The 15960-nt window shown below is 73.0% G+C and carries 16 protein-coding genes; 9 read left to right on the forward strand and 7 right to left on the reverse strand.

Going from position 1 to position 15960, the window contains the following annotated elements; translation table 11 throughout:
- Positions 1–232 precede the first annotated feature (232 nt).
- The 4 genes from SL103_RS00620 to SL103_RS00635 all read left to right on the forward strand — a co-directional run bounded on the left by SL103_RS00620 (position 233) and on the right by SL103_RS00635 (position 2900).
- Positions 233–463: a hypothetical protein gene (locus SL103_RS00620; RefSeq protein ID WP_069573226.1), complete on the forward strand. Its 231-nt coding sequence runs from the start codon at positions 233–235 to the stop codon at positions 461–463.
- Positions 460–1446, forward strand: coding sequence for an acyl-CoA desaturase (locus tag SL103_RS00625; RefSeq protein WP_069566837.1), 987 nt, complete (start codon positions 460–462; stop codon positions 1444–1446). The genes SL103_RS00620 and SL103_RS00625 overlap by 4 nt, the downstream gene beginning before the upstream one ends.
- Positions 1443–1877, forward strand: coding sequence for a DUF5994 family protein (locus SL103_RS00630; protein ID WP_069566838.1), 435 nt, complete (start codon positions 1443–1445; stop codon positions 1875–1877). The genes SL103_RS00625 and SL103_RS00630 overlap by 4 nt, the downstream gene beginning before the upstream one ends.
- Before the next feature lie 441 nt (positions 1878–2318).
- Positions 2319–2900 carry a DUF6344 domain-containing protein gene (locus SL103_RS00635; protein ID WP_069566839.1) on the forward strand — a complete coding sequence of 194 codons (582 nt, stop codon included), beginning with the start codon at positions 2319–2321 and terminating at the stop codon, positions 2898–2900.
- A gap of 487 nt (positions 2901–3387) precedes the next feature.
- Here SL103_RS00635 and SL103_RS00640 read toward each other — a convergent pair whose 3' ends face one another.
- From SL103_RS00640 to fabI, 3 genes are read right to left on the reverse strand one after another with little or no spacing between them, the layout of a single operon-like run.
- Positions 3388–4893, reverse strand: a complete 1506-nt coding sequence (locus SL103_RS00640; RefSeq protein ID WP_069566840.1) for a class I adenylate-forming enzyme family protein — start codon at positions 4891–4893, stop codon at positions 3388–3390.
- A complete protein-coding gene (locus tag SL103_RS00645) occupies positions 4890–5393 on the reverse strand; it encodes a MaoC family dehydratase (protein ID WP_069566841.1) in 504 nt (167 codons plus the stop codon). The genes SL103_RS00640 and SL103_RS00645 overlap by 4 nt, the downstream gene beginning before the upstream one ends.
- Positions 5394–5398: 5 nt before the next feature.
- Positions 5399–6169, reverse strand: coding sequence for an enoyl-ACP reductase FabI (gene fabI / locus SL103_RS00650; RefSeq protein WP_069566842.1), 771 nt, complete (start codon positions 6167–6169; stop codon positions 5399–5401).
- Positions 6170–6362: 193 nt separating this feature from the next.
- Here fabI and SL103_RS00655 point away from each other — a divergent pair, with 193 nt between their 5' ends.
- Entirely contained in the window at positions 6363–6617 is a 255-nt protein-coding gene (locus SL103_RS00655) for an acyl carrier protein (RefSeq protein ID WP_069573227.1), read from the forward strand.
- Positions 6618–7165: 548 nt separating this feature from the next.
- Positions 7166–7720 carry a 4'-phosphopantetheinyl transferase superfamily protein gene (locus tag SL103_RS00660; RefSeq protein WP_069566843.1) on the forward strand — a complete coding sequence of 185 codons (555 nt, stop codon included), beginning with the start codon at positions 7166–7168 and terminating at the stop codon, positions 7718–7720.
- A 41-nt stretch (positions 7721–7761) separates the two neighbouring features.
- On the opposite strand, the gene SL103_RS00665 is transcribed toward SL103_RS00660, so the two are convergent.
- On the reverse strand, positions 7762–9036 hold the full coding sequence (locus SL103_RS00665; RefSeq protein ID WP_244303808.1) for a helix-turn-helix transcriptional regulator: 1275 nt from the start codon (positions 9034–9036) through the stop codon (positions 7762–7764).
- A gap of 386 nt (positions 9037–9422) precedes the next feature.
- Between SL103_RS00665 and SL103_RS00670 the strand changes: the two genes are divergently transcribed.
- Complete coding sequence (locus tag SL103_RS00670) at positions 9423–10664, forward strand: aldehyde dehydrogenase family protein (RefSeq protein ID WP_069566845.1); 1242 nt, start codon at positions 9423–9425, stop codon at positions 10662–10664.
- Complete coding sequence (locus tag SL103_RS00675; RefSeq protein WP_069566846.1) at positions 10661–12370, forward strand: thiamine pyrophosphate-binding protein; 1710 nt, start codon at positions 10661–10663, stop codon at positions 12368–12370. The genes SL103_RS00670 and SL103_RS00675 overlap by 4 nt, the downstream gene beginning before the upstream one ends.
- A gap of 262 nt (positions 12371–12632) precedes the next feature.
- Here the strand turns inward: SL103_RS00675 and SL103_RS00680 are convergent, their stop codons facing one another.
- Both SL103_RS00680 and SL103_RS00685 read right to left on the reverse strand, forming a co-directional pair.
- Positions 12633–13385: an ABC transporter permease gene (locus SL103_RS00680; RefSeq protein WP_069573228.1), complete on the reverse strand. Its 753-nt coding sequence runs from the start codon at positions 13383–13385 to the stop codon at positions 12633–12635.
- 74 nt (positions 13386–13459) lie between these two features.
- Entirely contained in the window at positions 13460–14116 is a 657-nt protein-coding gene (locus SL103_RS00685) for a DUF1707 SHOCT-like domain-containing protein (RefSeq protein ID WP_164492739.1), read from the reverse strand.
- A gap of 335 nt (positions 14117–14451) precedes the next feature.
- On the opposite strand from SL103_RS00685, the gene SL103_RS00690 reads away from it, so the two are divergent.
- Positions 14452–15699 (forward strand): helix-turn-helix domain-containing protein, encoded by a 1248-nt coding sequence (locus SL103_RS00690; RefSeq protein WP_079145488.1) that lies wholly within the window; start codon positions 14452–14454, stop codon positions 15697–15699.
- 58 nt (positions 15700–15757) lie between these two features.
- Here the strand turns inward: SL103_RS00690 and SL103_RS00695 are convergent, their stop codons facing one another.
- Positions 15758–15937: a DUF5708 family protein gene (locus SL103_RS00695; RefSeq protein ID WP_033267993.1), complete on the reverse strand. Its 180-nt coding sequence runs from the start codon at positions 15935–15937 to the stop codon at positions 15758–15760.
- Positions 15938–15960 lie beyond the last annotated feature (23 nt).

A 15960-nucleotide genomic window follows, 5' to 3' on the forward strand; every position in this document is an offset into this window, starting at 1 on the left:
CGTGCCGGGGCGGCGTCCTCGCCGGCCCGGGCTCGGGAGCGGAGCCGAGGACGGGCCGTGACCCCCTCGGACACGTGCCGTGACCCCGCCGGAGCGCGGGCGCGCGACCGCTGACCAGGCGTGGAGATATCAACCGTTCCGAGCGGATTCGCCCGGGTATGCCGGGGTACCGTGGAAGCACCGGAACGCCGAGGATGCCCGGAGATGCCGAGGGTTCGGTGAGGTGAGCTCCATGCAGACGCTCTTGACCGTGGTCGTGCTGCTGGCGCTGGTCGGCCTGGGGGCGCTGTTCATCGCCCGGGTCAATGCCCAGCAGACGGGGCGGATGGCCAGCCATCGCTACGCGGACTGGCGGGCGTCGATGCGGCAGCGCAGGCGTCGGCGACCGCACGGTGACGCCCCTCCCGGACCGCAGGTGGCCTCCGCGCCCCCGCCGTCCGGCAAGCCGGGGAACGACCTGTGACCTCGACCGACCGCCCCACCCCGTCCGCACCGGACTACGACGGGACCTCGCCGTTCCCGGAGACCGGCGGCCCGCGGCCGCCGAGCACCGGCCGACGGCTGTACGTCACGATCACCGGCATCATCGTCGTCGCCCCGTTCGTGGGCCTGGCCGTCGCCATCCCCCTCCTGTGGGGCAGCGTCGTGCACCTCACCGACCTCGTCCTGCTGGCCGTCTTCTACGTCGTCTCCGGCCTCGGCGTCACGATCGGCTTCCACCGCGGCCTCACCCACGGCAGCTACACTGCCGCCCCCGCGCTGCGGGTCGCGCTCGCTGTCGCCGGCTCGCTCAGTTTCCAGGGCGACGTCATCGACTGGGTCGCCACCCACCGCCGGCACCACGCCTTCACCGACCGGCCCGGCGACCCGCACTCCCCGTACCGCTACGGCACCAGCCTGCACGGCCAGCTGCGCGGGATGATCCACTCCCACATCGGCTGGCTCTTCGGCGACGACCCCACCTCGCACCGGCACTACGCCCCCGATCTGCTGGCCGACCGCGGAATCCGCGCGGTGGACCGGGCCTTTCCCGCGCTGTGCCTGGTCACCCTCGGTCTGCCGTGCGCGCTGGGCTGGGCGCTCGGCGGCACCTGGGTCACGGCGCTGACGGCGCTGCTGTGGGCGGGGTTCATCCGGATCGCGCTGCTGCACCACGTCACCTGGAGCGTCAATTCGCTCTGCCACGTCATCGGTGAGCGCCCGTTCCGCACCCGGCGCCACGACCGGGCGACCAACCTGTGGCCGCTCGCCCTGCTCTCCTTCGGCGAGAGCTGGCACAACATGCACCACGCTGACCCGACCTGCGCCCGGCACGGCGTCGACCGCGGTCAGGTCGACGTGTCCGCCGCGGTCATCCGGCTCTTCGAACGCCTCGGCTGGGTCTGGAACGTCCGCTGGCCCGACCCCGACCGACTGGCCGCCCGCCGTATCGGGAGCACCGCATGACCACCCACTCCGGGGGCCCCGCCCGCCCGGCGCAGCACCGGCACCACAGCCCGCCGCCGGTCGCCCGGCTCGCCATCGCCCCGCACACCGACACGGTGCGGCGGATCGACGGCGCCTGGTGGCCGCACTCGGCCGATCTGCTGGCCGAACTCCCCGAGCTGCTGACCGCGTTGCCCTTCGACTGGCCGCGGATCACGCACGCCACGGTCAACGGCGCGGGCTGGCCGGCCCTGCCCACGCACACCCTGGTCGACGGCCATGTCGTCCGCCTCCGCCGGACCGTCGGCCGCCCCGGCCCGGACACCGTCTGCCTGGTCTCCCCCGGTCACGGCCGCTGGGACCTGCTGATCATCCCGCCCGGCACCCCGGAACCCGAGGCCGTCCGCATCATGGCCGAGATGGCCCGTACGGGAGCACCCACCCCGGCCTGAACCCCGGGGGGACGGTCCCGGCAGCCCGTCGGCACCGCCGACGGGCGTCGTGCTGCCCGCGCCCGTGGAACCGCCGACGCGGCCATAACCCGAGAATCCGCCGCGCGCATCCCCCGGCACCTCGGCCGGCCCGCTCGCACCGGCCCCGGCCGAGCGGATGACCGGGCTCTGCGACCCCCGCCGACCTGCTGATCCCCGGCCCTGGCTACTGCGTACGGGTGGTGTTCATCGGAAGAACGCCGATCCGGGGGCGTCGGTCCGTGAATCCTCCCATTGCGTACTCATCATAAGAAAACGCAACAGAAGCGACGCAACGTAAGCGATGCGAGCGGAGCGCCGCAACTGCTGCGGTGCAACGGACGTACTCGCACGACAGCAGGACCAGACCACGAAGCACCGGATCTCTCGGGGAGATCCTGACCGGAAGAGAGGGAAGTGACCATGGCTGCCACCAAGGTCATGCAGTTCTGGGCGGTGTGCCTTGCCGTGCTCGGCAAGCTGCTGGCATCGCTGGGTGTCTCCGCGCCGGCCTCGGCCGCGCGCCGCGAGGCCGCACTGTACGAGCGCACCCTGGGCAACGGGAGCGCGGGGACCGACGCTCCGGGCGGCGAGGTGCCCAAGGGGGTGCCCTGCGCCGAACCGGACCGTGATCCGGACGCGGGGACCCCTGCGGTGCCCACGGCACGAGCCGTACCCCGGGTGCCCGCACCACGTGCCGTGCCGCAGGTGGACCACGCCTGGCCGACCCGCCGGACGGTCGCCCGGCCCGAGCTGCCGCCGACCATCAAGCAGCGCATCCGGGCCGAGGCCCACGGTTCCTCGCCGGGTCTGCGCAGCCGCGTCACCCGCGGCCTGGAGCCGCTGATGGGCGCCCCCGTGCCGCACGACGCCGCGCCGCACACCCCCGCGCCGCGGGACGGCGCACAGGAGTACGCGGCGCCGCGGAACGCCACCGACACGGACGCCCGTCCCGCGGCCGTCCCGGCCGCCCGGCGGCGCGTGGACACCGCCCGCACCGTCTGATCCGGGCAGCGGCATGTCCCCTGACCAGGCCCGTCGGCCGGACAGGGACGGAGCGGCGCGTGACGGTTCCGCGCCGAGCGGACCGGACGCACACGAGGCGACGGTGACGATGACGGTGACGGTGACGACGGTGATGACGACGCAGGCGACGCGGCGAAGACGCTGAACGGGCGGACGGCGCCGGAGCGATGAGAGCGTGTGGATGTTCCACGTGAAACATCGGCCGGCCGAGGAGACCGCGAGAAGGCCGCGACGTCGGAGCGGAAGACAAAAGACGGAAGCCCGAGGACCGAAGACGAAGACAGAAGGCACAGGGCATACGGCAGAACGAGAAGTCCCCAGACGTGAACCACCTGTAGGACGAGCCCCGTAGGGCCTCTCCGCAGTACGCCCCCCCAGACACTCTCCCGTAGGACTGCCGGAGCGGCAGGACTGTCACCCGCAGGACGACGCCCCAGGGGCAACCGCCCCTCGCACGACCGGAGTTCTAGCGCCCGGCCCCGGGTCGGGGTACCGGTCCCGGACCCTCCACCTGCTCCAGCCCCAGCTGTGCACGCAACGCGCGCGTGTCCGGCTTTCCGTTGGCGGTGAGCGGGAAGTGGTCGACGACATGGACCGCGTTGGGCTGTTCGTACTCCGCGAGGTGCTCGGCCAGCCGCCGGCGCCAGACGAGCGGGGCCTCGCCCGCGGGGTCAGCGACGACGAAGTGCAGGGCACTGCCGCGGCGTTGGTCCTCGACCGCCAGTACCTTGACCGGTCGCCCGCAGCTCTCGGCGCGGCGCTCCAGGCTCTCGGGGTAGAGCGTGAAGCCCAGCCGGTGGACGGCCTGATTGCGGCCCACCACCCGTACGGTTCCGTCGGCGTCGACGCTGCCCAGGTCCGCCGTCGGGTACCAGGCGTCCGGGTCGACGGGGGTGAGCGAGCCGTCCTCCTGGAGGTAGCCGGCCATCAGCCCGGGGGAGCGCACCTCGATGCCGCCGAGCTCGCCGGGGCCGGCAGCGCTGCCGTCGGGCCGTCTCACGCGCAGCCGTACGCCGGGCAGCGGACGCCCGCAGCCGTGCGGCGTCTCCGGGGTGGCCAGTGCGACATTGCCGAGTTCTGTCAGGCCGTAGCCGTCCAGCAACGGGCGGCCCATCGTCGTGCGGAAGGACTCGGCCAGCGGTGTGGGCAGCGGTGCGCCGCCCACGCCCCAGACGCGTACGCCCGCGAGTCCGGCGCGCACCTCGGGGCGGCGGCGCACCACGCCCAGCAGCGAGTGGTACGTGGACGGGGCGGCGTCCACGGCGGTGGCGCCGTGCGCGGCGGCCTGGGTGACGGCCGCGTCGAGCCGCTGGTAGGGGGTGACGAGCAGCGTGCAACGGGCCAGCCACCACAGCAGGATGACGGAGAGCCCGTACTGGTGGGAGAAGGGCAGCAGCGGCGCGAAGACGTCGTCCGCGCGGTAGCCCATGGCCTCGATGGTGCGCAGCGAGTTGTCGAGCACCGCACGGCCCGGCTTGACGATGCCCTTGGGCCGCCCGGTGGTGCCCGAGGACCACAGGACGAGCGCGTCGGGGCGGTGGAACCAGCGGTCCAGGTCGACCCCGGCCGGCGGGGCCGGCGGGGCGTCGGCGGGCAGCCGCGGGTAGTGGATGACGCGTTCGTCGGGGATGCCGGGGAAGCCGGCCGGGTGGTCGGCGGCGGTGACCAGCCAGCGGGCCCGGGCCTGCCGGGCGGCCGCGGCGGCGTCCGCGGCGGGCACCCGGTGGTCGAGCGGGACGAGTGAGACGTCCAGGTGCATCAGGGCCAGCAGCGTCAGGACGTAGTCGACGCTGTTGTCGCCCTGGACCAGGACCCGGTCGCCGGCGCGGAGGCCGAGGCCGCGCAGGGCGCCCGCGGTGCCGCCGATCCGGCGACTGAGCGCCGGGCCGTCGAGGTGGCCGCCGCCGAGCGGGGCCGTGGTGCCGTCGACGAGCCGGGCGGCGGCGACCGGAGGGGCGATGGTGTCGGTCATGGGTGCTCCGATCCCGTGGGGTCGAGGGGGCGCCGCCCGGGCCGCGGGACGGCGGCCGGGCACAGCAGTGAGGAGGTGGTGGTGGCCACCCACAGTCCGTCCGCGTCGTGGAACGCGCACTCGACGGTGAGCAGCCGGCGGTCCGCGAGGGTGGTGGCGCCGGCGAGGCGGACGGTCGCGTGGAGGGTGTCGCCGGCGTGTGCGGGGCGGGCGTGGCGCAGCGCCTGGGAGCGGTGCACCGCCCCCTCGGTGGTGATGTCGTCCCAGCCGCTGAGGAGTTGGTCCTCGGCGTGTGCGGCGAGGGTGGCGAGGTAGGTGGGCGGCGCGAGGGTGTCCGGGTGTCCGAGGGCCCGGGCGGCGGCCGGGTCGGTGTACGCGGGGTGGGGGTCACCGAGCGCGGCCGCGAACGCGGCGATCCGCTCCCGGTCGAGTGCGTACGGGCCGCACCGGAGGACGGTGGGCGGCGCGGCCGGGGGAGGCGGCGCCGGTCTCTCCGCCATGACGGTCAGTCGCCGATCATGTGATGGCCGCCGTCCGCGTGCACGATCTCGCCGGTGGTGGCGGGCAGCCAGTCCGACAGCAGGGCCACACAGGTACGGGCCACCGGCTCGGCGTCCTGCGGGTCCCAGCCCAGCGGGGCACGGCTCGCCCAGCTCTTCTCGAAGGACGGGCCGTCGCCGCCGATGCCCCGCGCGGCCAGGGTGCGCAGCGGGCCGGCCGCGACGAGGTTGGCCCGTATGCCCTGGCCGCCGAGGTCCCGCGCCAGATAGCGCGAGCAGGCTTCGAGTCCCGCCTTCGCGACGCCCATCCAGTCGTAGCCCGGCCAGGCGCGGGACGCGTCGAAGTCCACGCCGACGACCGAGGCGCCGGGGCGCAGCAGCGGACGGCAGGCCATGGTCAGCGCCACCAGGGAGTAGGTCGAGGTGTGCAGCGCGGCGGCCACATCGCGCCACGGCGCGGTCAGGAAGCCGCCGTCCAGGCAGGTGGCCGGGGCGTTGGCGACCGAGTGCAGCACCCCGTCGATCCCGTCGAGGTGGGCGCCGACCCGGTCGGCAAGCGTGCTGAGCTGCGTTTCGTCGGTGACGTCCAGCTCCACGACGGGGGGTTCCTCCGGGAGCCGGCGGGCGAGCCGGGCCACCAGGCTCGGCCGTCCGTACGCGGTGAGGACGATCTTGGCGCCCTCTTCCTGGGCGAGCCGGGCCACCGCGTAGGCGATGGAGCTTTCGGTGATCACACCCGTGACAACCAGCCGCTTTCCGTCGAGCAGACCGCTCATGCGGTTCCTCCGTCTGACTCATTCTCGACTTCGGAGTCACTGAACATAACTCAGAAGCATTGTCCTGGCATGGTCTTGAAAGGTCGTCGTTGACAACCTATCGGACCTCCAGTTGACTAGAACAGTCAAGCATAGTCAAAAGAATGACTCTGAAGTCACGGAGGGTGCGCCCTTCGGCAGAGAGGTGACCGTCATGACCGTCCCCACCCGCGAAGAGATCGTCGCTCAGCTCGCCGAGATCCTGCACGAGGTGGCCGGCGTGCTGCCGGCCGACGTGACCGAGGAGAAGTCCCTGGTCGAGGAGCTGGACGTGGACTCGCTGGCGATGGCCGAAGTCATCGTCGTCGCCGAGGAACGCTTCGGGATCGCTCTGCCCGAAGAGGAGATGAAGGACATGCGTAGGGTTTTGGACATAGTGCTCCGCGTGGAGAAGCAGCTGGCGTCCTGAGGCGCCGCGCGCCGCGCACCGGGGCGGCCCGTCGGTCGGTGCGCTCCCGCCGGCCCGCACCGCCCGGCAGCGGCGCCTCCGCATCACTCCGGCCCGCCCCCGGATGCGCCGGCCGGCAGCCGTTCGGATCGGCGAAATCTGGTAATCCCAGGCGGTAAACCAAAGTTGATTTTCAGTCGTCGCTTGTTGACGCAGGCATAGACCAGGGTTACCTTGAAGATCTCCGGAGGGTAAATCAAATCGACTCAGTGCACTGCTTTCTCGGATGTGACTGATCCGCGGAAAGGAGACATGGTGCGAGGGGATCTATGCGGGGGGACGAGCCTTTCTGTGGCGCGCATACGCTCAACCATGACGACAGCCGGCACGGCCCGGAGCGTACGTCCAAGGAGCCTGTAAGCAGCGGGAGTTGGGGCCCGCCCGACCCCTCCGAATTAGCCGACGGCAGTTTGCACATTTTCTCGCCCACGGCCGGCGACATTCGCGAAGTCAGTTGTCTGACAGCATTTCTCGCGCGTTTACTCCATTGTTCTCCGCGCGATATTCCGGTGGTACCCGACGGCTTCGGCCGGCCGGTGTTCGCCGAGCCGCCGCCCGCCATCGGCTGGCCACCCGGCGCCCGGCTCTGCCTCGGCATCGCCGCGGACCCCGCCCGCCAGCTCCTCGCCGTGACCCGGGACCTCCCCGTCGCGCTGTCCGTGCACACCGTCCCGCACGGCCCGGTCGGCCAACTGCTGCTCCCGTTCACCGAGTTGGAACGCCGTCACGTCCAGGACGCCCCGGTCGGCCACCGGGCCCGCCGGCTGGCCCAGCTGTGGACCCGCAAGGAGGCGTCGCTGCGGCTGACCGGACCGGGCGGGCTGGCCATCGCCGACGAGATCGACGCGCTGAGCGAGGCGCGGGACGGCAAGGTCGTGATCCCCGCGTCCCTCGCCCACCCGGGCGGCATCGCCTACGTCCGCGATCTGCCCGCCGGCCCGCAGACCGTGGCCTGCGCGGCCACCGCCGCCCCGGCACCGCAGGTCCGCATCTGGCGGCCGGACTGCCTCGACGCGCCGGCCGGCACCCCGAGCGCACCGCCCGGCACGCCGCAGCCCGGCTGAGCCGTACGCCCGCCACCGGAGGCGTCGGGCGCCGCCGCCCGCTACGGCATCAGCACCGCGTGCGGATCCGGCCCGTCGCCCTGCCGGCCGCCGGCGCTCAGCTCACGCCAGCTCTCCAGCGCCAGCCGGAACGCGCCGGCCTGCTCGTACCCCTCCGCGGCCTGCTTGAAGGCGGCCTCGGCGGCCTCCTCGGAGCCGTTCGCACGATGCGCGCGGGCGGTCTGCAGCAGACACCGGGCACGGTCGAGCGGCGAGAGGTCACCGGCGGCCGGATCGATCGCGGCGGCCTGCTCGGCGGCCGCCGCGGGCCGGCCCGCGCGCAGTGCCGCGGCCGTCTCCAGCACGGCCAGCCAGGTCGCCGAGGACGGCGTGTCCACCAGCGCGGCCGCCTGCCGGGCACGGGTGAGCAGCGCGTCCGCCTGCTCCGGCGGGCCCGCGGCGAGCGCCAGCAGCGTACGGGCCCGGGCCAGCCGCAGCCGGAGCCGCACGCCGTCGGTCGCGGCGAGCTGCTGCTCCGCCTCGGCCATCAGCTCCAGGGCCTGCTCCGGACGTCCGCCCAGATAGCGCGCACCGGCCACCGCCCACAGCGCGCCGGCCCGCAGCTCACCGGCCGGCAGCGACTCGACCTGCGCGGTCAGTTCCGTCCCGAGCTGCTCGGCGCGGCTCCACTCGCCGCTGTCGACGGACGCGGACAACAGCGCCACCCGGGCCTGGGCCCGCTCCGGACGCCCGGGCTCCAGCTCGCCGGTGACCCGTACCGCCTCCTCGGCGAAGCGCACGCCCTCCGGGAGACGGCCCGCGGCGCGCAGCAGCTGGGCCAGCTCGATGGCGACCCGGGCGTGCAGCACCGGGGCGGAGCGGGTGAGCGGGTCGTCGAGGAGGTGGCGCAGCGCCGCTTCGTGGCGGTCCGGTTCGTCGAGCCGGCCGAGGACGGTGGCCAGCTCCCAGCGGGCCTCCCAGCGCACCTCGTCCTGGCCGGCGCCGCCGGTCTGCTCCACCAGGGACTCCAGCTGCCGGCGCGCCGCGGGCCAGTCGCCGGCCAGCGCACTGGCGCGGGCCGCCACCAACTGGCCGACCAGGCCCAGGCGGTGGGTCAGCCGGTCGCCCGGCTCCTCGGCGGCGCTGAGCGCCTCGACCGTCGTGCCGAGCCGTTCGGCGAGCGACCGGGCGATCTTCGCGCCCGGAATTCTGCGGCCGTTCTCCACCAGCGAGACGTAGCTGGGGGAGAGGTCGTCCCCGGCGAGGTCCCCTTGGGACAGACCCTGAGTGCGCCGGGCCTCCCGCACGCGCTTCCCGAAAGCAGGCTGCTCAATCACCAAGAAAATCGCTCGCAGTTGAGTGGGGTGGACGGACGGTGACGATGTACGGACGGCTCCGGACGGAGGCCGTGTGATGACGGGGAGTCTACTCACCGGCGGTCCGCCCGGGCATGCCTGTGGACGACGTTCCCTCGTCCGGGGAGTCATTTTTTGTCACTTACGGACGTCGGGATTCCCTTTGCTGTCGGGCGCGCGTTACGACAGTTGAGAGGCGCGTCCAGCCCTACGGCGCACGGGGCGGCGGGGTGTCGTCGGGCGACCTGGAGCCATCGCGGGGGCGGCTGCTTGTCATATGAGCCAGTCGAGTGCAATGACTTTACTTGACAATAAATGACAATTGGCTGACGCTGACCCTCCATGGACTACGCCCCCAGGAGGGACATATGAGCTCCGCTCCCGCATGGCCGACCGTGGCCGCCGAGCCGGAGGGCAGCCTCGCGCGCCATCGTGCGGCGGCCGTGCACCGGGTCCGGGACTTCCTGGTGAACGACGCCGGTACCGTGCACGAGCTGCTGTGCGAGATCTCCACCCACCGCGCCGCGCGCTACGAGATCGAGTCGACCGTCGCCACCCTCGACGGGGCCCTGGACGAGGTGACCGCCCACCGGCCCGGCCGGGTCCCCCGGCTGGCCGCCTTCATGCCGTCGAACGTCATCCTCTACTCCTACGCCCTGTACCTCCTGGTGCCCGCCCTCTACACCGACCGCCTGGTCTTCCGCCCCTCCAGCCGCGTCAAGGACCAGATGCGCCGGCTGCACACCCTGCTCGCCGCGCAGCACGGCCTGCCCATCGAGCTCACCACCGCCAGCCAGCGGGACTTCCTGCACGACCACGTGCTCCCCGCCGACGTCGTGGTCTTCACCGGCGCCTACGCCAACGCCGAGCAGATCCGCGCCCGGCTCTCCCCCGGTCAGCTGTTCCTCTTCCTCGGCTCCGGCGTCAACCCGTTCGTCGTCGCGCCCGGTGCCGACGTCGAGCGGGCGGCTCGCGACGCCATCGCCATCCGGGTCCTCAACACCGGCCAGGACTGCCTGGGCCCCGACCTCTTCAGCGTCCACGAGACGCTGCTCGAACCGTTCGTCGACGCGCTGGTCAGCGAGTTGAAGGGGCTGCGCTACGGCCCGTACACCGACCCGGACGCCGACTTCGGGCCGATCTTCTACGACAGCGCGCTGGAGGACGGCGCGCAGTTCCTCGCCCGCCACCGCGGCGCCATCGTGCACGGCGGACACGTCGACTTCCGCGGCCGCCGGCTCGACCCCACCGTCGTCGTCGGCGAGGAGGTCACCCCGCGCACCCACGTCCCGGAGTTCTTCGCGCCGATCTTCAACGTCGCCTCCTACCGCGACGAGGACGCCCTCGCGACCACGCTCACCACCGGCATGTTCACCGAACGCGCCCTGGGCTCCAGCGTCTACGGCCACGCCCCGCGCCTGGTCGAGGCGCTGCGCAGGCGTACCACCGTCACCCTGGACACCACTCTGCTGTCCATCGACGACGGCAACGCCCCGTTCGGCGGCTACGGCCGGATGGCCAACTACATCTCCGACGGACACGAGCTGCGCGCCGAGCCCGTCCTGCTCTCCAAGGCCGTCGCCGCCCACCGCCCGGGAGCCGCCCGATGACCGCGACGACCCACCCCACCGCCTGGGCCGCGCTCGCGGACTACCTGCGCCACCTCGGCACCGGGGCGGTCTTCGGGCTGCCCGGCGACGACATGGCGCTGCTCGGCGAGCTGGAGCGCGCCGACACCCCGGTCGTGCTCTGCCGCGACCAGCGCAACGCGCTGTTCATGGCGACGGGGTACGCGCTCGCCGCCGGCCGCCCCGGCGTCTGCGTGATCGGCAAGGGCCCGGCGCTGACCAACGCGCTCACCGGCGTCCTGGAGGCGCGGTCGGCCGCCGCCCCGCTGATCCTGATCGCCGACGGCACCCGCCTCGACCGGCTGGGCACCGGCGCCTTCCAGGAGCTGGACCAGCTGACCGCGGTCCGCCCGTACGTGAAGTGGGCGGCCCGCATCGACCACGCCGACCGGCTGCCCGCCGCCCTGGAGAAGGCCGCCGCGCTCGCCGTCAACGGCACGCCCGGCCCCGTCTACCTGGAGCTCGCCGAACAGCTCGCGGACCAGCCGGTCACCCGCAGCGGATCCTGGCGCCCGGTCGCGCCGCAGCGGCCGTCCCCCGACCAGGACGCGCTCGCCGCGACCGCCGAGCGCATCGCCGCCGCCGAGCGGCCGTTGCTGCTGGTCGGCGGCGGGGCCCGGCACCGCAACACCGGCCGGCGCATCGAGCGGCTCGCCGAGCGCCTCGGCGCCGGCGTGTTCACCACCGCCTCCGGCCGCGGCGCGGTCGCCGAGGACCACCCCCTGTACTGCGGCGTCAGCGGCCTCTACACCGTCGCGCCGATGGACGCGCTGTGGCGCGAGGCCGACCTCGTCATCGCCCTGGGCAGCCGCCTGGAGGAGACCGCCACCTTCGGCTGGCCCGAGGACGCCGCGCAACTCCCCGTGGTCCAGGCCGTGCTGGGCGAGGAGAGCCTGGTCATGGAGCGGCCCGGGGCACACGTCCTCGGTGACGCCGGGCGGATCGTGGACGGCTGGGCGGAGCTGCTGGCCGGGCACCGGGCGACCGGCGACTGGCCCGAGCGGATCCGCACCGCGCGGACCGCGCTGGCGCAGCGCGCCGCGGACCGTGCCGAGGAGGCCGTCAAGCGGGTGCCCGAGGGGGCCGTCCCGGTCTCGCAGGTGCTGGCCGCCCTCGACCGCGCCGTCCCCGCCGGCCGGGTCCTGGTCCAGGAGAACGGCCTTCAGGACATGTGGTCGTACTTCTTCCCGCACTACGCGCTGGGTACCGGCGGCGGGTCCGTCGTGCCCAGTGAGCAGACCCCGCTGGGCTTCGGCGCGGCGGCCGCGGTCGGCGTACGGCTGGCCGAGCCGGCCGGGCGGCCGGTGGTCGCGGTGGTGGGCGACGGCGCCTTCAACCTCTTCCGCTGCGAGCTCCCCACCGTCGCGGACGCCGGCGCCGCGGTGCTCTACCTCGTGCTGGACAACGGCGGTTACGGCTGGCTCCAGTCCAACCTCGACCGGGTCAGCGGCCCCGCCTCCCGCTTCTCCTTCACCACCCCGCGCCCCACCGGCACCGAGGGCGTGTCCCTCGCCCACGGTCTGGGATACGCCCGGGTCACGAACGCCGAGGACCTGCCCGCCGCGCTGTCCGCCGCCTGGCAACGGGTCGCCTCCGGCACCACCTCGATCGTCGAGATAGCCGTCGCCCTCCCGGACACACCACCGGGAATGACGGCTGCGTCGGGTGACTTCCCCGAGCGGGAGTGAGTGCTTCCCACGTTGTCGGCTTTCCCGCCGTGTTTGTTGCTCGCCGGTGCGCTTTGCGGCGCCGCGTACGTTGTCGGCTTTCCCGCCGTGTTTGTCGCCCGCCGTTTCGCCTGCGGCGGGCGTGGGTGGTCGGGTGCGGTGCCGCTCCTCCGGACTTCGTCCTGCGGCGCGGCCCCTCCCGTAGGGGATGAGAAAAGGCCGGTGGGGGCGGGCGTCGTGACTGACGCCCGCCCCACCGGCTTTTTCCCGGGGGGCGGGGGGGCTAGCTCTTGGCCCGGAACTTGGCGATCGCCAAGGGGGCGGTGACCGCGGTGAGGGCCAGGGACCAGGCCAGGGTCCACAGGACGGGGCCGGCCACCGGGCCCTCGCCCAGGGCGAGTCCGCGGGCCGCGTCCGCCATGTGCGTCAGGGGGTTGACGCGGGTGAAGGCCCGCAGCCAGTCCGGCATGGTCGTGGGGGACACGAAGATCGAGGAGCCGAACTGCAGCGGGGTCAGCACCAGAACCGAGAGGCCCTGGATCGCCTGGGCGGAGCGCAGGGTCAGGCCCAGCAGCATGAAGATCCAGATGAGCGAGGTGCCGAAGACGGTGGTGAGGCCGACCGCCGCGGCGATGCCCGGCCAGCGCCCGGTGAAGTCGAAGCCGAGCACGGCCGCGACAAGCAGCAGGACCGCGATGGCGACCAGCATCCGGCCGGTCTCCACCACGACCTTGGCCAGCAGCACCGAGGAGCGGGCGATGGGCATCGTACGGAACCGGTCCATCACGCCCGTACGGAAGTCGTCGTTGACGCCGGTGCCCACGGCCATGGCGATGGTCATCCCGAGGATCACCATCAGGCCGGGCACCAGGAAGGCGGTGTACCGGGCCCGGGAGCCGCCGACCGCGCCGCCGAAGACGAAGACGAAGAGCACCGTCAGCACGATCGGCATCAGGAGCGCGTCGGTCATCGACTCGGGGTTCTGCCGGATCTGCAGGAGGTTGCGGCGGACCAGGGCCCCGGTGTGCCGGGCCATGGCCCGCGGGCGTATCCGTCCCTCGTCGCCGAGCGGGACGTCGGCAGCGGTACGGGGCACCGCCTGATGCACCGTCACGCCCGGCCGCGCCGCTCGTCGAGCCACCGCTGCCAGTACGTGCGCCGGTCGCTGCTCGGGTGGGCGACGATGATGTCGCCGAAGACGGCGGAGCCGGTGATGCGCACGCGCGGGGTGACTGCTTCCGGGCCGGAGTGCTCCCGGATCAGGTTGCGCACGTCGCCGAGGACGGTGCTGCAGTTCATCTCGACCCGGACGCCTTCCGGGAGCAGCAGGTGGATGTCGCCGATGATCGCGCGGGCCTGGATGGTCAGCTCGCCGGTCGACGGGGCGGGGGACGCACACAGGTCGAGGGTCAGGTCGCCGAAGATCGCGGTGGCCTCGATGCCGTGTTCCAGGGAGGGGCTGTGATGGGTGACGTCGCCGAAGGCGGCGCGGAAGCTGCGCTGGCCGGTGGCGGTTCTGGCGGACTCGGGGGCGGTGACGTGCGGCAGGTCCTCGCCGACCGAGCTCAACTCCTCGCGGGTGCGGGCGAGATACGCGGCCTCGGAACGCTCCGCCAGTTCCTCCAGGGTCAGCCGGCCCTCGGCGGTGGCCTCCCTGAGCCGCTCGACCATGTCCTCGCGTTCGGCGTCCGACGCCAGGACCGAGCGCGAGGAGACGGACGGGGGCGCCAGATCCTTGTGCAGATCGGGGCGTTGGGGCTGCGTCATGGAGAGTGCCTCCGCGGGGTCCGGCAGGGGTGGGACGTCGGTCGCCTCATCGGACCACGTCACACCGGGCGCGGACATCGCCGTGGGGTAGTACATCGAAAGGTTGACCCTCGGCGGCGGGGCACACAGTTCGGTGTACTCGGCGGCCGGTTTTTTCGGCGCCCGGGCGTCCGGCGAAATGATCTCGGAGAGCTGGTGAAGACCGGTGAAGGAATCCGAATATCGGTCGACTTCTTCTTGACTAGTTGGTAAAGTGCGCAGCACTCATTGTGACTCGCCGATTTGATGCAGCCGGCCGGAGTCATCCAACGTTCGAAATCCGGAGGGCTTGTCGAATGCCTGAGCTGGCGGACACCGGGCGGCGAATCAAAGAGCTTCGGGTCAGCGCGGGAATGACACAGCACGACCTTGCCGGGTCCGAAATGTCGTCCAGCTACATCTCGCTCGTCGAACGCGGGAAGCGCATTCCCAGCGGCCGGGCGCTGCGGATCCTGGCGGAACGCCTCGGGGTCGGCGTGGACGAAATATCCAGAGGAGCCGAGCCGGTCGAAACCCCTGGCCGGGTACGGCGGCTGGACCTGGTCGGACGATTGGTGGCGGCCCGCCGGCAATGGGAGGGCGGCGACGCCGAGGGCGCGCTGTCGGAATTCCGCGCACTGGCCGAGACCGACCCCGCCGGACGGCAGGACGACGTATTTACCGAGGCCCAGCTCGCCATTGCCGAAATACTGGGCACGCTGGGCCGCGCCGACGAGGGCGCCGAGGTCCTGCTGCGGATGCTGGACGCGCTGGCCCCCGCCCCGTACGCGGAGGCCCGGCTGCGCGCCCTGATCGCGCTCGCCGACCTGCTGGAGTCGGCCGGCCGGGTGCAGGACGGGCTGCGCTACGCGCTCACCGGCTTCCTCGAATGCGCCGACCGGAGCCCGGGCAGCGGCTTCCACGCCCTGCTCGTGCTGGAGGTGCTCACCCGGTGCGCGTACTGGAGCGGCTGCCCCGACTGGGCGCCCGGCACCGACCACGGCCGGCCGTCCGCGGACGGCGTGCTCCCCGGGCCGCGGGCCACCATCGATCTGCACCGGGCGCTCGATCTGCGCGACCGGGGCGAGGTGGCGCGCGCCGCCGAGCTGCTGGGGGAGTGCGCGCGCCGGGTCACCCCGGCCGCCGGCTTCCCGCTCTGGGAGAAGATCAGCGGCCACTACGCCCTGCTGCTCCTGGAGCGCGGCGAGGCGGCGGCGGCCCGCAGCATCGTCGAGCGCGGCCTCGTCGTCGCCTCGGTGGCGCAGGAGCCGGACTTCCCGCTGTGGCTGAGCACCGCGCAGGCGGTGTGCGCCCAGGCGGCCGGCGACGCGGACCGGCTCTTCGCGCTGGGCGAGGAGGTGGCCGCGCTGCCCGACACCGGCCGCAGCCACGAGAAAGCCGCCGCGCTCGGTGAGATCGCGGCGGCTTGTGAGCGGGCGGGGGACCGGGAAAGGGCGGCCGGACACTTCCGGTATTCCGCGGAGCTGTTCCGGCGGGCCCAGGCGTACCGGCACGCCGAGCGGGCCCGGGAACGGCTGGCGGACCTCCTCGAAAAGCGCGGCTGACGCCGGCGGGGTAAAGCGCCGCGGCGCCGCAAATGCCGCTATTGCGCCCAATGCGCGCTTATTTATTAGCCTTCTTTCCAAGGCCCAGGAGTGCGAACAGCGCCTCCGCACCACCGACGATCGCGAGCACCAGACCGGCCTTGTGGAGCGAGACCACCGGAGTCTCCACTTCCTTTGTGGTCAGCCACAGGATCAGTCCGACGATCGCCAGAACAATACCTACCGCAATACCCTTCATCGGTTCCCTCGTCCCTAGTGACG

This window comes from Streptomyces lydicus (genome assembly GCF_001729485.1).
In the GTDB taxonomy this organism is placed as follows: domain Bacteria; phylum Actinomycetota; class Actinomycetes; order Streptomycetales; family Streptomycetaceae; genus Streptomyces; species Streptomyces lydicus_D.

Bases quoted from the DNA above. Each gene is read 5' to 3' on its own strand.
- SL103_RS00685 (WP_164492739.1), bottom strand. From the start codon at position 14,116: ATGACGCAGCCCCAACGCCCCGATCTGCACAAGGATCTGGCGCCCCCG.
- SL103_RS00630 (WP_069566838.1), top strand. From the start codon at position 1,443: ATGACCACCCACTCCGGGGGCCCCGCCCGCCCGGCGCAGCACCGGCAC.
- SL103_RS00645 (WP_069566841.1), bottom strand. From the start codon at position 5,393: ATGGCGGAGAGACCGGCGCCGCCTCCCCCGGCCGCGCCGCCCACCGTC.
- SL103_RS00635 (WP_069566839.1), top strand. From the start codon at position 2,319: ATGGCTGCCACCAAGGTCATGCAGTTCTGGGCGGTGTGCCTTGCCGTG.
- SL103_RS00680 (WP_069573228.1), bottom strand. From the start codon at position 13,385: ATGGCCCGGCACACCGGGGCCCTGGTCCGCCGCAACCTCCTGCAGATC.
- fabI (WP_069566842.1), bottom strand. From the start codon at position 6,169: ATGAGCGGTCTGCTCGACGGAAAGCGGCTGGTTGTCACGGGTGTGATC.
- SL103_RS00655 (WP_069573227.1), top strand. From the start codon at position 6,363: ATGACCGTCCCCACCCGCGAAGAGATCGTCGCTCAGCTCGCCGAGATC.
- SL103_RS00670 (WP_069566845.1), top strand. From the start codon at position 9,423: ATGAGCTCCGCTCCCGCATGGCCGACCGTGGCCGCCGAGCCGGAGGGC.
- SL103_RS00640 (WP_069566840.1), bottom strand. From the start codon at position 4,893: ATGACCGACACCATCGCCCCTCCGGTCGCCGCCGCCCGGCTCGTCGAC.
- SL103_RS00695 (WP_033267993.1), bottom strand. From the start codon at position 15,937: ATGAAGGGTATTGCGGTAGGTATTGTTCTGGCGATCGTCGGACTGATC.
- SL103_RS00690 (WP_079145488.1), top strand. From the start codon at position 14,452: ATGCCTGAGCTGGCGGACACCGGGCGGCGAATCAAAGAGCTTCGGGTC.
- SL103_RS00620 (WP_069573226.1), top strand. From the start codon at position 233: ATGCAGACGCTCTTGACCGTGGTCGTGCTGCTGGCGCTGGTCGGCCTG.
- SL103_RS00675 (WP_069566846.1), top strand. From the start codon at position 10,661: ATGACCGCGACGACCCACCCCACCGCCTGGGCCGCGCTCGCGGACTAC.